The sequence below is a fragment of the Clostridium carnis genome, from assembly GCF_054657435.1.
Window position 1 is genome coordinate 1,631,244 of record NZ_BAAHYS010000001.1, and the last position, 19,211, is coordinate 1,650,454.

The window sequence follows — 19,211 nt, forward strand, 5'->3', positions numbered from 1 at the left end:
AATTTTTAATATAATAATATGATGTAAAAGGGGTGAATAATTTGAAGTTTATAAAAAGCTATGGAATAAGTGATAGAGGAAACATCACAAATGAGGATATTTTTAATATAGTAGAAAATGCAGCATGGGTTTTAGATGGTGCAACTGGTTTAACAAAAAATAAAATAAGTGATTTTGAAAGTGATGCATCTTGGTATGTGGATAGATGGAACAAATATTTAACAAAAAATATAAACAAAAATTGTAGTTTAAAAGATATAATAAAAGAAGGACTTCGTTTAATTAAAAATGAGTATGAAGGTTTAAGTGGATTTAGAAATCTAACATATTTAGAATATCCATGTGCAGCTATATCAATAATAAGATTAAGAGAAAATAAGTTAGAATATTTTATTCTTGGAGACTGTACTGTAGCTTATAAAATAGGAGAGAATAATATTATAGAGCTCTATGATAAAAAGTTAGAAAGTTTAGAAGAAATAATATTAAATAAAATAAAAAGAATATCTATAGAAAGAAAAATAGATGTATTAGAAGCGAAGCAATTTTGTTTAAATGATATAAAAGATACAAGAAAATTAAAAAATACTAAGGATGGATATTGGATATTAGAATTAGATGAAGAAGCAGTAAATCATGCATTGGTTGGAGAGATAAGCTTAAGTGAAGACATTAGATTATTTATGACTTCAGATGGAGCATCACAACACTATGATACTTTAAATATTTCATCGAATAGTAATGAATTTTTAGTAAAGCTAGAAAGTAGTAACCTTAATAGTATTATAGACGAAATAAGAGAGAGTCAAAATAAAGATAAATTTTGTAGTAAATATCCAAGATTAAAAAAATCTGATGATGCAACAATAGTTTACATTAAAATTAGTAATTAGTATTATTTAATAATGATATTCAGAAGAATATTTTTAAATTATGTGATATAATATAAAAAATATTATACGGATTTGCTAAGGAGGATAAAAATGTTTTTAAACGAACTTAATAGAGATTTAGGTATAGCATATATTAATTTACTTATTGAATTTGCTTTAGTTGATGATAAAGTAGAAGAGCAAGAAAGAGAATTAATAGAAAGATCATTAAAAGAAATGAATTTAGAAAAACTTGAGTTAAATCAAATTAAACATGATGAGATTATAAAAACTATAAAAAATGCTGGAGAAAGAGTAGTAAATATAGTATTTTTTGAATTAACAAGAGTAGCATTAGCAGATGCAGAGTATGAAATGGACGAAGTAGATTTCTTAGATGGATTAGCAACAGAATTTAATATATCAAGATCAAAGAGATTCCAAATGGCAAACTATTTCTATAAACATTCAGAATATGATGAAGTTAATGAAGAAGTAGCAAAAAAAGAAGCAGAAGGATTTTTAGCATAGTTAAAGCTTATGGGTATATCCCATGAGCTTTTAATTTTTAGAAGATTAAAATTATAATATTTACTAAAGTTTATTTGAAGGAGTTTAATATGAATATAGGAAGTTTTTTTAAGTTAGTAGAAATACAGACAAAAGTAGCAAGTGTTCTTCCATTCTTATTAGGAACAAGCTATACATTATATAAATTTGATAATTTTAATATAAAAAATGCAGTGATAATGTTTTTAGGAATGATATGTTTTGATATGACAACTACTGCAATTAATAATTATATAGATTATAAAAAGGCAATAAAAAAAGACGGGTATGGTTATGAAAAACATAATGCAATAGTTAAAGATAATATAAAGCCTATAAGTGTTATAGTAACTATATTCATAATGCTAATAATATCAACTATATTAGGTTTAATATTAGTAAAGAATACTAATGTTATAGTTTTATTATTAGGTGTTGTTAGTTTTATAATAGGAATCTCATATTCTTTTGGACCAATACCAATATCAAGAACTCCATTTGGAGAAGTATTTTCTGGATTAACTATGGGATTTATAATTACTTTTCTAGCTGTATATATACATATATTTAATGAGAAAATAGTTAGTATATCATTTATAAATGATTCTATGTCATTTATTATTAATATAAGAGTAATAATTGAAATATTTATTATAAGTATTCCAGCAATTATGGGAATATCAAATATAATGTTAGCTAATAATATATGCGATATTGAAGAAGATATAGAAAATAAAAGATATACATTGCCAGTATATATAGGAAAGAAAAATGCACTTTTATTATTTAAAACTATCTATTATATAGCTTATGTAGCTATTAGCATTGGAGTTGTTTTGAAAATATTACCAATAATATCTGTAATATCAATAATAACTATAATACCAGTTCGTAATAATATTAAAGCTTTTACGAGATTACAAACTAAAAAAGATACCTTTATATTATCAGTGAAAAACTTTATATTAATTAATTTAGTATTCATTATATCAATTACATTTAGCTTAATAATTAAGTAATTAAAATATTAAGTAGATGTTGTATTAAAAATTATATAACCTTACTTTAAGAAAGATATTATATAATTTAAATAGAAAAGTTATAAAAATAGATATAATTACTGCAATAAGATAATACTAAAATCACAATTAGTATAAAATTTGTACGATCTTCACAATATATTAGTATAAAATATATAGGGAGTGAGTACATATGAAAAAGATATTATCATCTATTTTAATATTAATCATAATGGTAACAACTGTAGGGTGCAAAAATAATTTAACTAATAATACCAGTGAAGGTCAATCAAGTAATCAAACAGCACCACAACAAAGTAATAGAGATAAAAGTAATATGCTTGAAGAAAGTAAAGATGATATTAAGGATTTATATGAGGATCTAAAAGAAGAGGTAGCTGAACAAAAAAATAAATTAGATACAGTAGAATGGGAAGAGTTTAAGCAAGAATTTAATAATGAAAAATCAAGGTTAAAAGATTTAGTAAAAGATAGCTATTTAAATGAAGCTGTAGTAAACTTAGAAAAGTTATTTAATGAATATGATAGTGCTATAAAAAGTAAAGTAGAAGTTGGTAAAGATAAAGTAGAAAATTTTAAAAATAAAATTGAAGAAATATTAAATAAGTAAAATTTAAATGGCTGTTTTATTATAAAAAATAATTTTTAAAATAAAACAGCCTAAATGAGATAAAAAGGAGAAAAAATGAATTATGTCTATATATTAAAATGTTCAGATGATACTTTATATACTGGATGGACAAACGATTTGAAAAAAAGATTAAAGGTTCATAATAGTGGACAAGGAGCCAAATATACAAGAGCTAGATTGCCAGTAGAACTTTTATATTTTGAAGAGTTTTTAGATAAGAAAGATGCAATGAAAAGGGAATATGAAATTAAAAAATTATCTAGAAAAGAAAAAATAAGTTTAATAGAATCTTTTAATAAAGAAATAGCAATATAAGACTGATTATATAAGTTTTATATTGTTATTTTTTTGTTTTAAAATATAGATATATGTCTAGACATCTACATGTATAGTTATTAATAAGAGTAAACAAGAGAAAAATGAAGAAATATAGATTTAAATTAACTAAACAATTAAAAATAATTAAATTTAGATAAAAATCATTGATTTTGAGAAAAAATATGTTAAAATTAGTGTAGCTTTCAGTTGAATATGCATAAGATATATTATTGAATGCTAAAAAGTAAGGAGGTTATAGTATTAAAAATAATAAAGCGCCAGAACTTAAGTTGCATAATCCGAATCATAGATTTTGAGATTGAAAAAGGAAACTCAGCTAAGGCTGAGTAAGTTCCCTAAGCCGAATCATAGATTTGGGGATTGGAAAAGGAAACTCAGCTAAGGCTGAGTAAGTTCCACCAACCAAATCATAGATTTGGGGTGTCACTTAAGTTGACGAGGTTGGGGAGTATCGAAACTTCGGCGGGTGCCCCACGGTATTAGCACACTACCGTTAACGGTTAATAAAACTGTAGAGTGATTTGCAGCACAATATTGACCAGGTGTTAAAACCTTCAATAAAGAGATTTTGGGTTTATTTGTTAAGAAAAATATTAAATAAATATCTCTTTATTAATTGATAATAATAAATAAAGAACTTTTAAGAAAAGGAAGGAAGAAATGATATGTGCGGAATAGTTGGATTTGTAGGAAAAAGAGAAGCTTCACCTATATTAATAGAAGGATTATCAAAACTTGAATATAGAGGTTATGACTCAGCTGGAGTTGCTATATTAGAGAATGGAAATATAAATGTAAAGAAATTTAAAGGTCGTCTTAAAAATTTAGAAGATAATTTACAGAAAAATCCGTTGAGTGGAAATATAGGAATAGGTCATACAAGATGGGCAACTCATGGAGAACCATCAGATATTAACTCACATCCTCATAGTAATGGAGATATAAGTATAAGTGTAGTTCATAATGGAATAATTGAAAATTATATAAAACTAAGAGAATGGTTAACAAACAAAGGATATACTTTTAGTTCAGAAACAGATACAGAAGTAATACCAAATCTAGTTGATTATTATTATAAAGGTGATTTGTTTGAAGCTGTAACTAAAGCAACTGCTAAGATGGAAGGTAGTTATGCAATTGGTGTTATAGCAAAGGATGAACCTAATAAATTAATAGCTGTTAGAAAAGACTCACCTTTAATAGTTGGATTAGGAGAAGACGAATATTTTATAGCTTCTGATATTCCAGCTGTACTTGGATATACTAGAGATGTGTATCTATTAGAGGATAAAGAGTTTGTAATAATAACTAAAGATGGTGTAGAACTTAAAACAGAAGATGGAGAAAAAATAGAAAAGGAAGTTTATCATGTTACTTGGGATGCATTAGCTGCTGAAAAAGGTGGATATGAAGACTTTATGCTAAAAGAAATTCATGAACAACCAAAGGCTATTAAAGATACGTTAACATCAAGAGTAGCAAAGGGAAAGAAAATAGAATTAGAAAATATAAAAATGACAAAAGAAGAATTAGATGCTTTCGATAGAGTATTTATTGTAGCATGTGGAACAGCTTATCACGCAGGATTAGTAGGGAAAACTGCTATTGAAAGGTTAGCTAAGATACCTGTAGAAGTAGATATAGCATCTGAGTTTAGATATAGAGATCCACTTATAACAGAAAAATCATTATTAATAGTAGTAAGTCAATCAGGGGAAACAGCAGATACATTAGCTGTTTTAAGAGATGCTAAAAAAATAGGTGCAAGAGTTTTAGCTGTAACTAATGTAGTTGGAAGCTCAGTTGCAAGGGAAGCTCATGATGTTATTTATACATGGGCAGGTCCAGAAATAGCAGTTGCTTCTACTAAAGCATATGAGACACAGCTTATAGCAATGTATATACTAGCTATTTATTTTGGAGAAGTAAAAGAAACTTTAACAGAAGAATATGCAAATGAATTAAAAGAAGAGTTATTAAGTTTACCAGATAAGGTTACAGAAATAATAAGTAGAAAAGAGGAACTTCAAAAATTTGCATCAAAGAACTATATGGATAAAGATATGTTCTTCTTAGGTAGAGGTGTGGATTATGCAGTAGCATTAGAAGGATCACTAAAACTAAAGGAAATATCATATATTCATTCAGAAGCATATGCTGGTGGAGAATTAAAGCATGGACCAATAGCTTTAATAGAAAAAGGAACTCCAGTTGTTTCATTATTAACTGAAGAAAAATTAAAAGATAAAATGATAAGTAATATTAGAGAAGTTATTACAAGAGGGGCAAGAGTTTTAGCAGTAGCAATAGATGGAGATAAAGAGGCTAGGGAAGTATCTGAGGATATTATTTATATACCAAAAACAAACTCAATATTATCACCAGTTTTATCAGTGGTACCACTTCAATTAATCGCATATTACATTGCGAAACAAAAAGGATGCGATGTAGATAAGCCACGTAATTTAGCTAAATCAGTAACAGTTGAATAAAGAAAGATTTATTTGAGAATAGTAATTAATAATGAGAATTCTGGGAGGGTTAATTATGAAAGAAGAGTTAATAAAACTATTAGAGGATTATAAAGAAACCGAATTTGCAATGGAAAAATATATGGATTTACTAGAAGATAAAGATTATGCTCAAGGTAAATTAGATTTAGTAAAAGTAATAATAGCAGATTTAGAAAAATTATATAAAGGTGTTTAATAATATTTAATAAGACTGCACACTGTCATTTAATGATTTGTGTGCAGTCTTTAATTATTTAAGATTTAATTTTTTAGCTAATATATAGTTACAAAGTATAAAAAATTAAAATTTAAAACTTTTTATTGATTGCAATTTTTATTTTATAATTAGCCTAGGCTTTTTTTTCTTAAACTTAAAATTTAGATACAAAATTTTAAAAATAAAATATTATACAAGTAAATAAATGTAATGTAAAATTATAGAGATATGAAAATGATGTTAATAAATTTCAGGGTATAAGATAATTTAAGGGTATAAGATAATTTAATTGAGGAGTTAAAGATGATTTTTTATAAGAAAACTGAAAGAGAAGAATTACTTAAAAGTAGAGGTATAAATACAGCTTTAATAATAATATTTATTTTTATAGTGGTAAAGATTGTACAAATTATGACTAATAGCATGGGGAGTATTGGGTATTCAGAGGCTATAGGAGATATGGAAAGCGTTAATTATACTCTAGCTATTATGTCTATAGTTAGTTGTTTCTTATATTATTATACATATAAAAAAGGTGAGTTTTTTATAGTAACTCTTATATATACAAGTTTTGGAATAGAATATTTATTAGCAGATTCTATTTTAAAAGGGAAATTATATATAGATAATGAGTATATTAACTTTTTAATATTGGCATATATATTTAGAAGTGTATTAATTACATTAATTATAACTAAGGAAAATAAGTTAACTAAATTTATTGAAGAAAGAAAAACTTTTTTTGTGATTTTAACAGTAGCAATAACTATTACGTTTATTAAGTTTGAAAGTATTTTAAGATCAGTAAGTTACTATAATTTTAGAGAAAATATAGTTTTAGATTTAAATGTTATATTAATTATATATCATTTTTTCATTATAATAATGTTAGCAATTAGAAGTGTAAAAGAACAAGAAGTTATATATATAATTATAATTGCTAGTATAAGTTTATTTACATTAAAAAGATTATATACATTGGTTAACTTAAATAAACACAATATAATGGTAGAAGAAAATTGCAATTTATTTACATTTATTGGTTTTATCATATTGCTTATAGGGATATTAATAGAAATGTTTAATAGGATAAGAGAAAGTGATAATCTTAAAGAAGAACTAAGAATTTTTTATAATTTAACAGAATATAACAAAAGTAATTTTACAATTTTATACAATAAAGATAGAAAGGCAATTTACGCCAATGAATTATTGAGAAAAAAATTTTCAGTGAAAGGCATAAGCAATAACAAGCAATATGAAGCAATAGGAAATTTGATAAGTAAGCAGGTTAATATTGAAGAGATGTATTATATTTGCAAAGAGCTAGCTCAAAAAGGTTGTTCTAATAGAATAGTAAAATTAAAAGATGAATGTATATTAAAAGTAGATATTAATAGGGTGTGGGTAAAGAAAGATGATTATATGTTTGTATCTTCTTTTTCAGATATAACATCTACCTATAGAAACAATGAAAAGCTGAAAATTAATGAAGAAAGATTAAGATGTATAACTAAAAATATTAAAGAGATTATTGTTACAACTGATATCAATTGGAATATAAATTATGCAAATGATTCTATAGATGCAATATTGGGATATAGTAAGGATGAGATATTAGGAAAGTCACTTTCAATCTTATATAATAATAATGAAATAGAAGTAGAGCATGATGAAAGTAAATTTATTAAGCATAAAATTAAGAGTAAAGACAATCGAGATATTACTATGGAGTCAGTAGTAAGTAAAATAATTAATGATAATGGTGAAAAAATAGGAAGTGTTATAGTTTCAAGAGATATAAGTTCTAGAAATGAGTATGAAGCATTAAAAATGAAGTATGATAAAATGAAAGAATATGAAAAGATACGAAGTGAATTTTTTGCAAATCTTTCTCATGAATTTAAAACACCTATTAATATTATATATTCATGTATTCAATTATTTAATAAACAAAATGAAAATGGAGCTGAAAATTTAAGTATATGTTATAGCAAGTATGAGACTGCTATTAGACAAAACTGCTTTAGAATGCTTAGATTAATAAATAACTTAATAGATATTACTAAATTTGATTCAGGATTTATGAAGATGAATTTTATAAATATAGATATAGTAAAATTAGTAGAAGACATAACGTTATCTATTGCTCCATATGTAGAAGAAAAGAATATAAATGTTATTTTTGATACTGATATAGAGGAACTTGATATTAAATGTGATCCAGATAAAATAGAAAGAGTTATGTTAAATCTTATATCAAATTCAGTAAAGTTTACAGAAGCTAATGGTCATATATTTGTTTCCATTAATACAGATGAAAAGTTTGTTAAAATAAGTGTTAAGGATGATGGAATAGGAATACCATCAGAATTTAAGGATTTTGTATTTGAAAGGTTTGTACAAGGAGATAAATCATTAAATAGAGGAACAGAAGGTAGTGGAATAGGACTGGCTTTAGTTAAATCTATAGTTGATATGCATAAAGGTAAAGTTTATTTAAAAGATTCAAGTGAATTAGGCAGTGAATTTATAGTAGAAATACCTAATATAAAATGCGATGAATGCGTCTTAAATAGTACTTATATTATTGAAGATAAAAAGGCTATAGCTGATAGAATTAAAATAGAGTTTTCAGATATTTATGATTTGTAAAATAAAAAACTATATAAACAGGTAGATTACTAAATAAAGTTCCTTTAAAATATACGAGGTATTTTTATAGTAATCTACCTATTTTTAATTATAAAGATTTAATTACTTTATCTAATATTTTACCTATAGAATCATTAATTACTAAGGTTGATTTGTTATCAGCAGAAGTGGTACTTTTATTTATTAGTACAAGATTTTTACCGTTAAAGTAATTAATAAGCCCAGCAGCTGGATAAACGACTAAAGAAGTTCCGCCTATAATAAGGGTCTCAGCTTTAGATATAGCATTAATAGAACCTCTAATAACATCATCATCTAACCCCTCTTCATATAAAACTACATCAGGTTTAACAGTTCCACCACATTTAGTACAAGTTGGCACACCTTTTGATTCTAGAATAAAATTTTCATCATAAAAAGCATGACATTTAACACAATAATTTCTTAAAACAGAACCATGTAGTTCAAATACATTTTTACTTCCAGCAGCTTGATGTAATCCATCTATATTTTGAGTTATAACAGCCTTCAATTTTCCCATTTCTTCAAGTTTAGCAAGAGCCATATGTGCAGCATTAGGTTTTGCTTCAGGATATATTAGTTTTGCTTTATAGAAGTTAAAAAATTCTTTAGGATATCTTATGTAGAAACTATGAGATACTAATTGCTCAGGTGTAAAAGTTATATTAAGCTTTTCATTAAATAATCCATTTGAACTTCTAAAATCAGGAGTTCCAGATTCGGTTGAGACTCCTGCTCCTCCAAAGAAAACTATATTGTTACTTTCTTTTAAAATTTTAGTTAATTGCTCCATATTATTTTCCATTAAATCACCGACCTATATATTTTATATTTTTATTATGGCATAAATAAATTGAAAAATAAAATTATTATAACTAAGAACTTTAAAATCCAAAGTTACCTGACAAAGGAGCTAAGACTGGCATAAAAATAGATGGGAATTTTAATGTTAATTAAATTCAATTATTTTTTTAGGATATTATAGCATGTAATAAAATTATATTTATTACATTTATTGCTACATGAAATGCTATCGTGCTATACTTGTGATAATTTATATTTTTATGGATGTAATATTAATGAGGTATTTAGGAACACAAACTATAGAAATAGAACGACTAATATTACGACGGTTTGAAATTAATGATACTAAAGATATGTTTAATAACTGGACAAGTGATAAAGATGTTACAAAGTAGTTTGGATGGTCTGCTCATAAAAAGAGGACACTGCAAGAATTAGGTATAAATAATCAAGGAATATGTGATGAAGCATGGTATTCTTTGTTAAGAAAGGATTATTATAAAAAATATGTTTAGAGAAATGAGAAGAAAAAAACAAATGTTATCAAATGATGAAATAGTTGAAGTACTAGAAAGAAATACTTCAGGTGTATTAGCTTTAATCGGAGATGATAATTATCCATATTCAGTACCATTAAGTTATGTATATAGTGATGGAAAAATATTATTTCATTGTGCAAAGCAAGGTCATAAGATTGATGCAATAATGAAAAGTAATAAGGTTTCATTTTGTGTTATTGATAAAGATGATGTTGTAGCAGAAAAATTTACAACAAACTTTAGAAGTGTTATAGCTTTTGGGAAAGCTAGAATTATAACAGATGATAATGAAAAGATATTTATATTAAGGAGTTTAGTAGATAAATATTCTAATGATTTTAAGCTAGATGGGGAAGAAGAGATTAAAAGAGAATTGAATTTAGTATGTATAATAGAGATTAGCATTGAGTATATGACAGGAAAAGAAGCTATGGAGATGGCAAAAGTTAAGTTAAAAAAATAACTTAATAGAATAATAAAAAATATATTAATTTAAGAATAGGAGATAAAGGTAATAAAAAAATTCAAAAAAACATTTACATTGAAAAAAAACTATGATATTATAAGAACATAATTTAAGAAGTAGTGTGTTACTGGTTATGCAGGCAAGGACTAAGAGAGTTATAAGTAATATTGTATTACTTATAGGTTTTTGGTCCTTTTTTTATTTTTTATTAATAAAAATAAAAAAATTGCAAAGAATATTTACATAGATGCATGACAAGCATACTAACTTATTTATAAATTAAGGAGGAATTATAAATGCTTCAATTTTTACAAAGAATAGGTAAAGCTATTATGCTTCCAATAGCTGCTTTACCAATAGCAGGTATTTTATTAGGAGTTGGTGGAGCTTTACTAGGTATAGCAGGATTAGAAAATGCACCAGCTGTTTATCAACCATTAATAGCTTTCGTTAATATTCCAGTAGTTACAGCAATATTAACAATAATGAAAAATGTTGGTGATATAGTATTTGGAAACTTACCAATATTATTTGCAGTAGGTGTTGCAGTTGGATTAGCTAAAAAAGATAAGGGAACAGCAGCATTAGCTTCTGTATTTGGATTCATAGTTATGAATCAAGTTATCTCAACTCTTTTAAGCTTAGGATTAACTCAATTAGGTGTTCTTACTCCAGGAAATGTAGGAGAATTTGGAACTTACGTTACTACAAACTTAGGAATATTTACATTAAACATGTCAGTATTCGGTGGTATCATAACAGGTATAGTTACAGCGTTATTACACAATAGATTCCATACAATAGAATTACCACAAGTAATTGGATTCTTCTCAGGTTCAAGATTTGTACCAATAATAACATCATTAACAATGGCATTAGTTGGAGCTTTACTAGCATTCATATGGCCATTAGTTCAAAATGGTATAGGTGTATTAGCAGAATTAGTTAGAAATGCAGGTCCTATTGGAACATTCTTCTATGGAGTAATAGAAAGAGCATTAATTCCATTTGGATTACATCACGTATTCTATACACCATTCTGGTTTGGTTCATTTGTTGAAGGACAAATATTAGTTGATGGTGCTTGGCAAACAGTAGCTGGTGCAAATACAGCATACTTTGCACAATTATCACACATGGGATCTTTAGTTGGTGCTTCATCAGAAACTATGTCAACAATAGTTGGTGGAACAACAAGATTTATGGCTGGTAAATTCCCATTCATGATCTTTGGTTTACCTGCTGCAGCTTTAGCAATGTATAAAGCAGCTGCACCAAGTAAGAAGAAGGTTGTTGGATCATTATTAATTTCAGCTGGGGTTACAGCTATGTTAACTGGTATAACTGAACCAATCGAATTTACATTCTTATTCGTTGCTCCAGTATTATACGGAGTTCACTGTCTATTAGCAGGTTTATCATTCATGTTAATGGATATATTAAATGTATTTATAGGTATGACTTTCTCAGGTGGTATAATTGACTTTACTTTATTTGGTATATTACCAGCAGGTGCAGGAGTACCAACTAACTGGTTAGTAGCAGTTGGTGTTGGTTTAGTATATGCAGTAGTTTACTATTTCTTATTCTACTTCATGATTACTAAATTAAACTTAAAGACTCCAGGTAGAGATGAAAACGAAGGTGAAACTAAACTTTATACTAAAGCAGATTATCAAAATGCAAAGGGTGGAAGCGGTAATGAAATAACTGAAAAAGCTCCAGCAGTATTAGCAGCTTTAGGTGGAGAAGAAAATATCGTTAGCGTTGATGCTTGTATAACAAGATTAAGAGTAGAAGTTAAAGATAAAGCAAAAGTAAATAAAAATGAATTAAAATCTCTTGGTGCTGCAGGTGTTGTTGAAGTAGGAAACGGAATTCAAGCAATATTTGGTGCAAAAGCTGATAAATATAAAAATGAAATAAATGATATATTAGGAATAAGCTAATATATACTTAGTTAAGGTTCTAGAGATATTCTCTAGAACCTTAATTTATTATATAATGATTATAAAAGTAAGAAAAAGAGAGGTTAATATGGAATTATTTATTTCAGATTTAGATGGTACATTGTTAAATAGTAATCAAGAAATATCAACATATAGTAAAAAGAAATTAAATGACTTGATTGAGAATGGATTAAATTTTACAGTTGCAACAGCAAGAACACCTGCAACGGTAGTTGATATAGTAAATGGAATAAATATAAAAATACCAGCTGTATTAATGAATGGTGTTTTAATATATGATTTAAAGAAACAAGAATATATTAAAGTAAATGAAATTTCAAAGGATATTGTTAAGAAAGTGATAAATGTTTTTGATAAATATAATAAAAATTACTTTTTATATGCTATAAGAAATAATCATTTATTTGTATATCATAAGGATTTTACATGTAGTATGGAAGAAAACTTTTTTTTAGAAAGATGTAATAAATCACTTAAGACATTTTTAAAAGTAAAAAATTATAACGAGGCTTTAATAGAGTCTAAAGTAATTAATTTTATAATATTTGATAAATATGAGGTAGTTAAAGCTATATATAATGAACTTATAAATATGGAAGGATTACATGTAGATTATTATAAAGATCTATATGGTGATGGATTTTATTTAGATGCATATAGTTCAAAAGCATCTAAAGCCAATGGAATAAAATATTTATATAGATATATAAAGAGTGATAAATTAATAACATTTGGAGATAATGTAAATGATATACCTATGTTTAAAATATCACATGAATGCTATGCTATGAGCAATGCCACGAATGAAATTAAAGAAATAGCAACATCAGTTATAGAAAGTAATAATGATGATGGAGTAGTAAAATTTATAGAAAAATATAAAAGTTAAATAAAGAAACATATTCTATAAAGTAGAAAGATTCTATATTATAGAATATGTTTTTTATTTATAAAATTAAAAAAAGTTCCTAAAATAATACAGTGAAAAATTTGTAAAAAATATAAAAATTTTAAAAAAACTACTTGAAAACCTTTTCTAAAGGTAGTATGATTATCTCATAAAAGTAAAATAAATACAGAAAAGGGATAAAGAAGTGATAAGACAATCTGATATTGCAAAGAAATTAAATATTTCTAGGACAACCGTAGCAAGGGCTTTAAATGGAACAGGTAGTATAAATCCTGAAACGAAAGAAAAAATATTGAAAGCGTGCGAAGAGTTGGGATATAAAAGAAATCCAATAAGTACTTCTTTGGCCTCTAAAAGGAAAAAAAATATTTTTGCTTTTATAGTTAAGACAAGAAATCATTATTATATAGAGGGAATAAGGTTAGGATTTAAGGAGGCTGAAATAGAATACAAATTCTATAAGTATCAAATTAATATTATTGAAACAGATATCAATAATCCAGAAGAGCAAGTACAAATGTTAAGGACAATTATAAAAAAAGGAAATGTAGATGGGATTATAATTACGCCGCTTTTAAAGGAAGAAATAAAGGCAATTAAAAAAGATAATCCTAAAATTGTTTTTATGGCTCTAGATTTACCTCTAGATAGGGGAACTTATAGCGTATATTCCAATTATTATAAAGTTGGAAGAATAACAGCAAATATTTTATTAAGTGTTTTAAATAATGGAGACAAGATATTAGTAATTAATACAGAGGATGATAGGATTTCTTCAAGATTAAGTTTTGATGGGTTTTATAGTAAGTTACTAGAAGAGAAAAAGTGTAGAATAGTAGGACCAATATATCAAAAAGATTTAAAGAATAATATTGAAAAAGTTGTAGAAGAAAATGTTACTGATGATATTAATGCTTTATATAGTAGTAGATTTTTAGTTGATATAGTTGAATACATATCATCAAATAAAAATATAAATTTAAAAGTTATAGATAATGGTTTTTCGAAAGCAACAAAGGAGCTGATTAGAAAAAACAAGATAATTGCTACTGTAGTTCAGAAGTATGAAGAACTTGGATATTTAGCTTCCAAAAATATGTTTGAATATTTATATAAAGATAGTAAGCCTAAAAATATAAATAATGAAATAGACAGTATTATTATTTTTAAAGAAAACTTAGAGAGAAATGTTATAAGTAGGGGAATAAATACAAAAAGTAAATAATATGTTATAAGTGGTTATTAAAGCAGAACTTTCAATTAAATTGTTCACGTGAACTTGAATAGTTTAGTTAATGAAATAGAAAATGTTCTCGCGAAATTTTATTAATTAGTTTACAAGAAAATAGTATATATTTTCTTTAAAAATAAAATAGTATATAGGGGGATTTATTTTATGAAAAAAATTAAGTTGTTATCAACAATTCTTTTAGCAACAACTATGACTATGTCAATATTTGTTGGATGTGGCAACAAGGATAAGGGAGGAGAAGCAGGTACTTCTGATAAGCCAGTTGAAATAACATGGTGGAACTTCCCTAACTTTGAAGTTAAAGATGGTCAAGTGGGTAAATATGAAGAAGAGCTAGTTGCAGCCTTCCAAGCAAAAAATCCAAATATTAAGGTAAATGTTGAAATGCTTTCATTCAATGGTGGTGGAGAAAAAATAAATGCTGCAATAGCATCTAACTCAGCTCCAGACATATTATATGATGCACCAGGAAGAATAATTGACTATGCAAGACAAGGTGTACTAGCACCAATAGATGATATGATAAAAGATCTAAATGGAGATGTATCAGAATCATTACTACAAGGATGTAAATTAGATAGCACATATTATATGTATCCGTTTAATACAACTACATTTATGATGGCTGCAAATAAAGATATGTTTGAACAAGCAGGATTATTAGATGTACTTCCTTTAAAGAAAGAAGATAGAATGTGGACAATTGAAGATCTTGAAAAGGCATTAAAAGCTATAAAACAAGCTAAGCCAGATGTAATTCCACTAAACTTCTATAGTAAGAGTACAGCAGGAGACCAAGGAACAAGAGCTTTCGTAGCTAATATTTTTGGTGGAAGCGTAATGAATAAAGACCAATCTTCATATGCTTTTGATTCAGCAGAAGCTCAAAAGGCTATGGAATGGATTAAAAAGGCTATAGATGAAGGACTTATAGGACAAGGTAGTGAATCACTAGCTTCAAATGACGCTATTGATCTTTATTTACAACAAAAAGCTGCTGTAACTATACTTTATTCAACTGGATTACTTAAGAGTAATGCTTCAAAGAAATCAGTAGATTTTAAAGATGCATTATTACCAATCCCAGCTCCAGAAGGAAAGCTTAACTTAGAAGCTCTTATAGGTGGATTATGTATATTTGATAATAAAGACCAAGCTAAAGTAGATGCTTCAAAGAAATTTATAGACTTCTTAGCTAATGATTCAGAATGGAGAGAAAAGAACTTAAAGGCTACAGGAACTTTCTCAGTAAGAGATTCTGTTAAGGGATTATATGAAGATGAAGAAATGAAATTTGCTGAAGGTATGGGTAAATATACAGCTAAATATTATAATACAGTAAAAGGTTTTGCAGAAATGAGAACTCACTGGTTCCCAGCTCTTCAAGAAATAACTTTAGGACAATCAGCTCCTAAGGATGCATTAAAAGCATTTAATGATAAAGCAAATGAAACCCTTAAAAAATAGAGATAGTTAAAAGAATGGTATGGTAGGGAGGGAGTAATCTCCCTTCTTATTAATTTATATCAATAGGAGGTAGGCTTTATATGGTTACTGAATTATCAGATGGCAAACAACCAAAAATAAAAATGAATAAACATACAAGACTAGCAAAGAAGGAATGGCTTACAGCATACTTATTTTTATTGCCAGCAGCAATATTTTTCTTAGGGTTTGTTATACTTCCAATGATTGGTGGTATAATTATAAGTTTCTTTAATTATACTCCAAGAGTATCAGAATTTATTGGAATGCAAAACTATATAGACATATTTAGAGATCCAGTATTTAGAAAATCTCTATGGAATACAATAGTATTAGTTATAGGAAATGTACCTATAGTAGTAGTATTTTCAATGTTTGTATCTTTAACAATTTATAAAAGATCATCAAAGGTTAGATCATTCTTTAGATCAGTATTTTACTTACCAGCAATTGCATCTGTAGTTAGTATTACAGTTGTATGGAACTGGATTTTTCATCCAAACTATGGAATATTAAATTATATTTTAGGACTTTTTGGAGTTGATCCTTTAGTATGGCTTGGAAATCCTAGCATAGCTAAGTGGGCAATTTTAATGGTATTAGTAACATTATCAGTTGGACAACCTATAGTTCTTTATATGGCTTCATTAGGAAATATTCCAAAGGATTATTTAGAAGCAGCAGAAATAGATGGGGCAAATGAAAGACAAGTATTCTGGAACATAACATGGCCATTACTTAAGCCAACGACATTATATATAGTTATTATAACTACAATTAATTCATTCCAAAGTTTCTCATTGATTCAGCTATTAACAGCTGGTGGTCCAAACTATGCAACAACAACAATAATGTATCAAGTTTATGAAAGATCATTTACATTAGGACAATATGGATTAGCATCTTCTATGGGAGTTGTTCTTGCAGTTATAGTTATGACTATATCAGTAATTCAATATAAATATTTAGGTTCAGATGTTGAATATTAGGAGAAAGGAGATATATGTATGTTTAACAAGAAGAAAGAAAAAGAAGAGTTATATGATTGGAGAAGTCAATGGACTCCAAAGCACATTATATCATTAATAATACTATGCATTTTTATGATAGTTTTCATATTTCCTTTTTACTGGATTATAACAGGAGCATTTAAGGACCAAGGAGCTGCTATAGCAATTCCACCACAATGGTTTCCTAGTGAACCAACAATGCAAAACTGGGCAAGTTTAGGAAAACAACCTTTATTAAGATGGACATTTAATAGTTTCTTTATAGCTATATCAACTACATTTTTAGTTTGTTTAACATCTGCTTTATCAGGATATGTTTTAGCTAAAAAGAGATTCCCAGGAAGACAAATTATATTCTGGCTATTAATAATAGCAATGGCACTTCCAAAACAAGTTATTATGGTACCATTATTTAATATATTAACAAAATTAGATTGGATAGATACTTATAAATCATTAATTTTACCAGCTGTTGGATGGCCTTTTGGTATTTTCCTTATGAAGCAATTTAGTGAAACAATTCCTACAGAACTTATAGAGGCAGCTAAGATAGATGGATGTACAGAAGTTGGTATATTTAGGAATATAGTTATTCCAATAGTTAAACCAGGTATAGGTGCTTTAGCTATATTTACATTTATAGGTTCATGGAATGATTATTTCATGCAATTAATACTTATAAGAAGTAAGAGTATGCAAACACTTCCTTTAGGAGTAGCAACAATGCAACTTGAATTTGCAACTGATTATGGATTAATGATGGCTGGTGCAGCATTAGCATCAATTCCGATGATAATAATATTCTTAATATTCCAAAAGTCATTTACTCAAGGTATAACTATCGGAGCTGTAAAGGGTTAATGGTAAATAGAATATATAGTTATTTAGCATAAAAGTTATAAATATTATATAGAAAATCAAAATAGGATGTATTGGAGTGGTAATAATGAAAGGATTATTTTCAGCATTATTAGTATCTTTTGACAAAGATGGAAATATAAACGAAAAGGGACTAAGAGAAATTGTAAGATATAATATTGATGTATGCAAAGTTGATGGATTATATGTTGGAGGAAGTACCGGGGAAAACTTTATGTTAGGTACTGATGAAAAGAAAGAAATATTTAGAATTGCAAAGGATGAGGCAAAGGATAGTGTTACCCTTATAGCTCAAGTAGGATCTGTAAACATAAAGGAAGCTGTTGAGCTTGCTAAGTATGTAACAGATTTAGGATATAATGCAATTTCAGCTGTTACACCATTTTATTATAAGTTTGATTTTGAAGAAATAAAAAATTATTATAATACAATAATCAATTCAGTTGATAATAAAATGATAATATATTCAATTCCATTTTTAACTGGAGTAAATCTTTCAGTAGAGCAATTTGGAGAATTATTTGAAAATGAAAAAATAATAGGTGTTAAGTTTACAGCAGGCGATTTCTATCTATTAGAAAGAGTAAGAAAGACTTTTAAAGATAAGCTTATTTATTCTGGATTTGATGAAATGCTGTTACCAGCAGTTGCATTAGGTGTAGATGGCGCTATTGGATCAACTTTTAACGTAAATGGGTTAAGAGCAAGAGAAATATTCAATCTTGTTAAAGAAGGCAAAATTGAAGAGGCAAATAAAGTTCAAAATATAACTAATGATTTTATAACAGATGTATTAAATAATGGATTATATAATACATTAAAATTATTATTAAAAGAGAAAGGTGTAGATGCAGGGTATTGTAGGGCCCCAATGAAGATGTACACTGAAAAGCAAGTAGAAAGAAGTAAAGAAATATCTAAAAAATATTTTTAGGATTTATTAAAAGGTTATTTATAAATAGCATTTTATTAAAAAAAGTTCGCGAGAAACTTTGAAGGATATTACAAAATTAAGTCAACTTTTTAATTTTAAATAATAAACCCTTATTAAATTAGAAG

Annotated in this window: 17 protein-coding genes; 16 read left to right on the plus strand and 1 reads right to left on the minus strand. The window is 26.8% G+C overall.

All coding sequences use genetic code 11. The features are described from left to right. Nucleotides 1-41: 41 nt before the first annotated feature. The 8 genes from ACYQ1T_RS07795 (at nucleotide 42) to ACYQ1T_RS07830 (ending at nucleotide 8,816) form a co-directional block, all read left to right on the plus strand. Complete coding sequence (locus ACYQ1T_RS07795) at nucleotides 42-893, plus strand: hypothetical protein (RefSeq protein WP_459833662.1); 852 nt, start codon at nucleotides 42-44, stop codon at nucleotides 891-893. Nucleotides 894-983: 90 nt separating this feature from the next. Continuing rightward, a complete protein-coding gene (locus ACYQ1T_RS07800) occupies nucleotides 984-1,403 on the plus strand; it encodes a hypothetical protein (RefSeq protein WP_459833665.1) in 420 nt (139 codons plus the stop codon). An 89-nt stretch (nucleotides 1,404-1,492) separates the two neighbouring features. Next, nucleotides 1,493-2,440 (plus strand): 1,4-dihydroxy-2-naphthoate polyprenyltransferase, encoded by a 948-nt coding sequence (menA, locus tag ACYQ1T_RS07805; RefSeq protein WP_459833673.1) that lies wholly within the window; start codon nucleotides 1,493-1,495, stop codon nucleotides 2,438-2,440. A 193-nt stretch (nucleotides 2,441-2,633) separates the two neighbouring features. After that, on the plus strand, nucleotides 2,634-3,071 hold the full coding sequence (locus ACYQ1T_RS07810) for a hypothetical protein (protein ID WP_459833675.1): 438 nt from the start codon (nucleotides 2,634-2,636) through the stop codon (nucleotides 3,069-3,071). Between the two features lie 75 nt (nucleotides 3,072-3,146). Then, nucleotides 3,147-3,407: a GIY-YIG nuclease family protein gene (locus ACYQ1T_RS07815; RefSeq protein WP_459833678.1), complete on the plus strand. Its 261-nt coding sequence runs from the start codon at nucleotides 3,147-3,149 to the stop codon at nucleotides 3,405-3,407. A 689-nt stretch (nucleotides 3,408-4,096) separates the two neighbouring features. Continuing rightward, nucleotides 4,097-5,923 carry a glutamine--fructose-6-phosphate transaminase (isomerizing) gene (gene glmS / locus ACYQ1T_RS07820; protein WP_459833681.1) on the plus strand — a complete coding sequence of 609 codons (1,827 nt, stop codon included), beginning with the start codon at nucleotides 4,097-4,099 and terminating at the stop codon, nucleotides 5,921-5,923. Nucleotides 5,924-5,978: 55 nt separating this feature from the next. Next, nucleotides 5,979-6,140, plus strand: a complete 162-nt coding sequence (locus ACYQ1T_RS07825; RefSeq protein ID WP_459833684.1) for a hypothetical protein — start codon at nucleotides 5,979-5,981, stop codon at nucleotides 6,138-6,140. A gap of 324 nt (nucleotides 6,141-6,464) precedes the next feature. Next, nucleotides 6,465-8,816: a sensor histidine kinase gene (locus ACYQ1T_RS07830; RefSeq protein ID WP_459833687.1), complete on the plus strand. Its 2,352-nt coding sequence runs from the start codon at nucleotides 6,465-6,467 to the stop codon at nucleotides 8,814-8,816. 88 nt (nucleotides 8,817-8,904) lie between these two features. Here ACYQ1T_RS07830 and ACYQ1T_RS07835 read toward each other — a convergent pair whose 3' ends face one another. Then, the gene (locus tag ACYQ1T_RS07835; RefSeq protein ID WP_459833690.1) at nucleotides 8,905-9,642 is read right to left on the minus strand and encodes an NAD-dependent protein deacylase; all 738 of its coding nucleotides are present in this window, start codon (nucleotides 9,640-9,642) and stop codon (nucleotides 8,905-8,907) included. A gap of 506 nt (nucleotides 9,643-10,148) precedes the next feature. Here ACYQ1T_RS07835 and ACYQ1T_RS07840 point away from each other — a divergent pair. The 8 genes from ACYQ1T_RS07840 (at nucleotide 10,149) to ACYQ1T_RS07875 (ending at nucleotide 19,086) form a co-directional block, all read left to right on the plus strand. After that, nucleotides 10,149-10,643 carry a pyridoxamine 5'-phosphate oxidase family protein gene (locus ACYQ1T_RS07840; protein ID WP_459833693.1) on the plus strand — a complete coding sequence of 165 codons (495 nt, stop codon included), beginning with the start codon at nucleotides 10,149-10,151 and terminating at the stop codon, nucleotides 10,641-10,643. A 299-nt stretch (nucleotides 10,644-10,942) separates the two neighbouring features. Further along, nucleotides 10,943-12,595, plus strand: coding sequence for a PTS transporter subunit EIIC (locus tag ACYQ1T_RS07845; RefSeq protein WP_459833696.1), 1,653 nt, complete (start codon nucleotides 10,943-10,945; stop codon nucleotides 12,593-12,595). Between the two features lie 88 nt (nucleotides 12,596-12,683). Next, nucleotides 12,684-13,505, plus strand: a complete 822-nt coding sequence (locus ACYQ1T_RS07850) for an HAD family hydrolase (RefSeq protein ID WP_459833699.1) — start codon at nucleotides 12,684-12,686, stop codon at nucleotides 13,503-13,505. Nucleotides 13,506-13,710: 205 nt separating this feature from the next. Continuing rightward, nucleotides 13,711-14,751 carry a substrate-binding domain-containing protein gene (locus ACYQ1T_RS07855; RefSeq protein ID WP_459833702.1) on the plus strand — a complete coding sequence of 347 codons (1,041 nt, stop codon included), beginning with the start codon at nucleotides 13,711-13,713 and terminating at the stop codon, nucleotides 14,749-14,751. A 171-nt stretch (nucleotides 14,752-14,922) separates the two neighbouring features. After that, a complete protein-coding gene (locus ACYQ1T_RS07860) occupies nucleotides 14,923-16,245 on the plus strand; it encodes an ABC transporter substrate-binding protein (RefSeq protein ID WP_459833705.1) in 1,323 nt (440 codons plus the stop codon). 80 nt (nucleotides 16,246-16,325) lie between these two features. Then, nucleotides 16,326-17,252: a carbohydrate ABC transporter permease gene (locus ACYQ1T_RS07865; RefSeq protein ID WP_459833708.1), complete on the plus strand. Its 927-nt coding sequence runs from the start codon at nucleotides 16,326-16,328 to the stop codon at nucleotides 17,250-17,252. Nucleotides 17,253-17,270: 18 nt separating this feature from the next. After that, on the plus strand, nucleotides 17,271-18,134 hold the full coding sequence (locus ACYQ1T_RS07870) for a carbohydrate ABC transporter permease (protein WP_459833711.1): 864 nt from the start codon (nucleotides 17,271-17,273) through the stop codon (nucleotides 18,132-18,134). 85 nt (nucleotides 18,135-18,219) lie between these two features. Beyond that, a complete protein-coding gene (locus ACYQ1T_RS07875) occupies nucleotides 18,220-19,086 on the plus strand; it encodes an N-acetylneuraminate lyase (RefSeq protein ID WP_459833714.1) in 867 nt (288 codons plus the stop codon). Nucleotides 19,087-19,211 lie beyond the last annotated feature (125 nt).

What these genes read in the sequence shown, in the direction of transcription:
- ACYQ1T_RS07800 (WP_459833665.1), top strand. Translation starts at nt 984, where the DNA reads ATGTTTTTAAACGAACTTAATAGAGATTTAGGTATAGCATATATTAAT.
- menA (WP_459833673.1), top strand. Translation starts at nt 1,493, where the DNA reads ATGAATATAGGAAGTTTTTTTAAGTTAGTAGAAATACAGACAAAAGTA.
- ACYQ1T_RS07810 (WP_459833675.1), top strand. Translation starts at nt 2,634, where the DNA reads ATGAAAAAGATATTATCATCTATTTTAATATTAATCATAATGGTAACA.
- ACYQ1T_RS07815 (WP_459833678.1), top strand. Translation starts at nt 3,147, where the DNA reads ATGAATTATGTCTATATATTAAAATGTTCAGATGATACTTTATATACT.
- glmS (WP_459833681.1), top strand. Translation starts at nt 4,097, where the DNA reads ATGTGCGGAATAGTTGGATTTGTAGGAAAAAGAGAAGCTTCACCTATA.
- ACYQ1T_RS07825 (WP_459833684.1), top strand. Translation starts at nt 5,979, where the DNA reads ATGAAAGAAGAGTTAATAAAACTATTAGAGGATTATAAAGAAACCGAA.
- ACYQ1T_RS07830 (WP_459833687.1), top strand. Translation starts at nt 6,465, where the DNA reads ATGATTTTTTATAAGAAAACTGAAAGAGAAGAATTACTTAAAAGTAGA.
- ACYQ1T_RS07835 (WP_459833690.1), bottom strand. Translation starts at nt 9,642, where the DNA reads ATGGAAAATAATATGGAGCAATTAACTAAAATTTTAAAAGAAAGTAAC.
- ACYQ1T_RS07840 (WP_459833693.1), top strand. Translation starts at nt 10,149, where the DNA reads ATGTTTAGAGAAATGAGAAGAAAAAAACAAATGTTATCAAATGATGAA.
- ACYQ1T_RS07845 (WP_459833696.1), top strand. Translation starts at nt 10,943, where the DNA reads ATGCTTCAATTTTTACAAAGAATAGGTAAAGCTATTATGCTTCCAATA.
- ACYQ1T_RS07850 (WP_459833699.1), top strand. Translation starts at nt 12,684, where the DNA reads ATGGAATTATTTATTTCAGATTTAGATGGTACATTGTTAAATAGTAAT.
- ACYQ1T_RS07860 (WP_459833705.1), top strand. Translation starts at nt 14,923, where the DNA reads ATGAAAAAAATTAAGTTGTTATCAACAATTCTTTTAGCAACAACTATG.
- ACYQ1T_RS07865 (WP_459833708.1), top strand. Translation starts at nt 16,326, where the DNA reads ATGGTTACTGAATTATCAGATGGCAAACAACCAAAAATAAAAATGAAT.
- ACYQ1T_RS07870 (WP_459833711.1), top strand. Translation starts at nt 17,271, where the DNA reads ATGTTTAACAAGAAGAAAGAAAAAGAAGAGTTATATGATTGGAGAAGT.
- ACYQ1T_RS07875 (WP_459833714.1), top strand. Translation starts at nt 18,220, where the DNA reads ATGAAAGGATTATTTTCAGCATTATTAGTATCTTTTGACAAAGATGGA.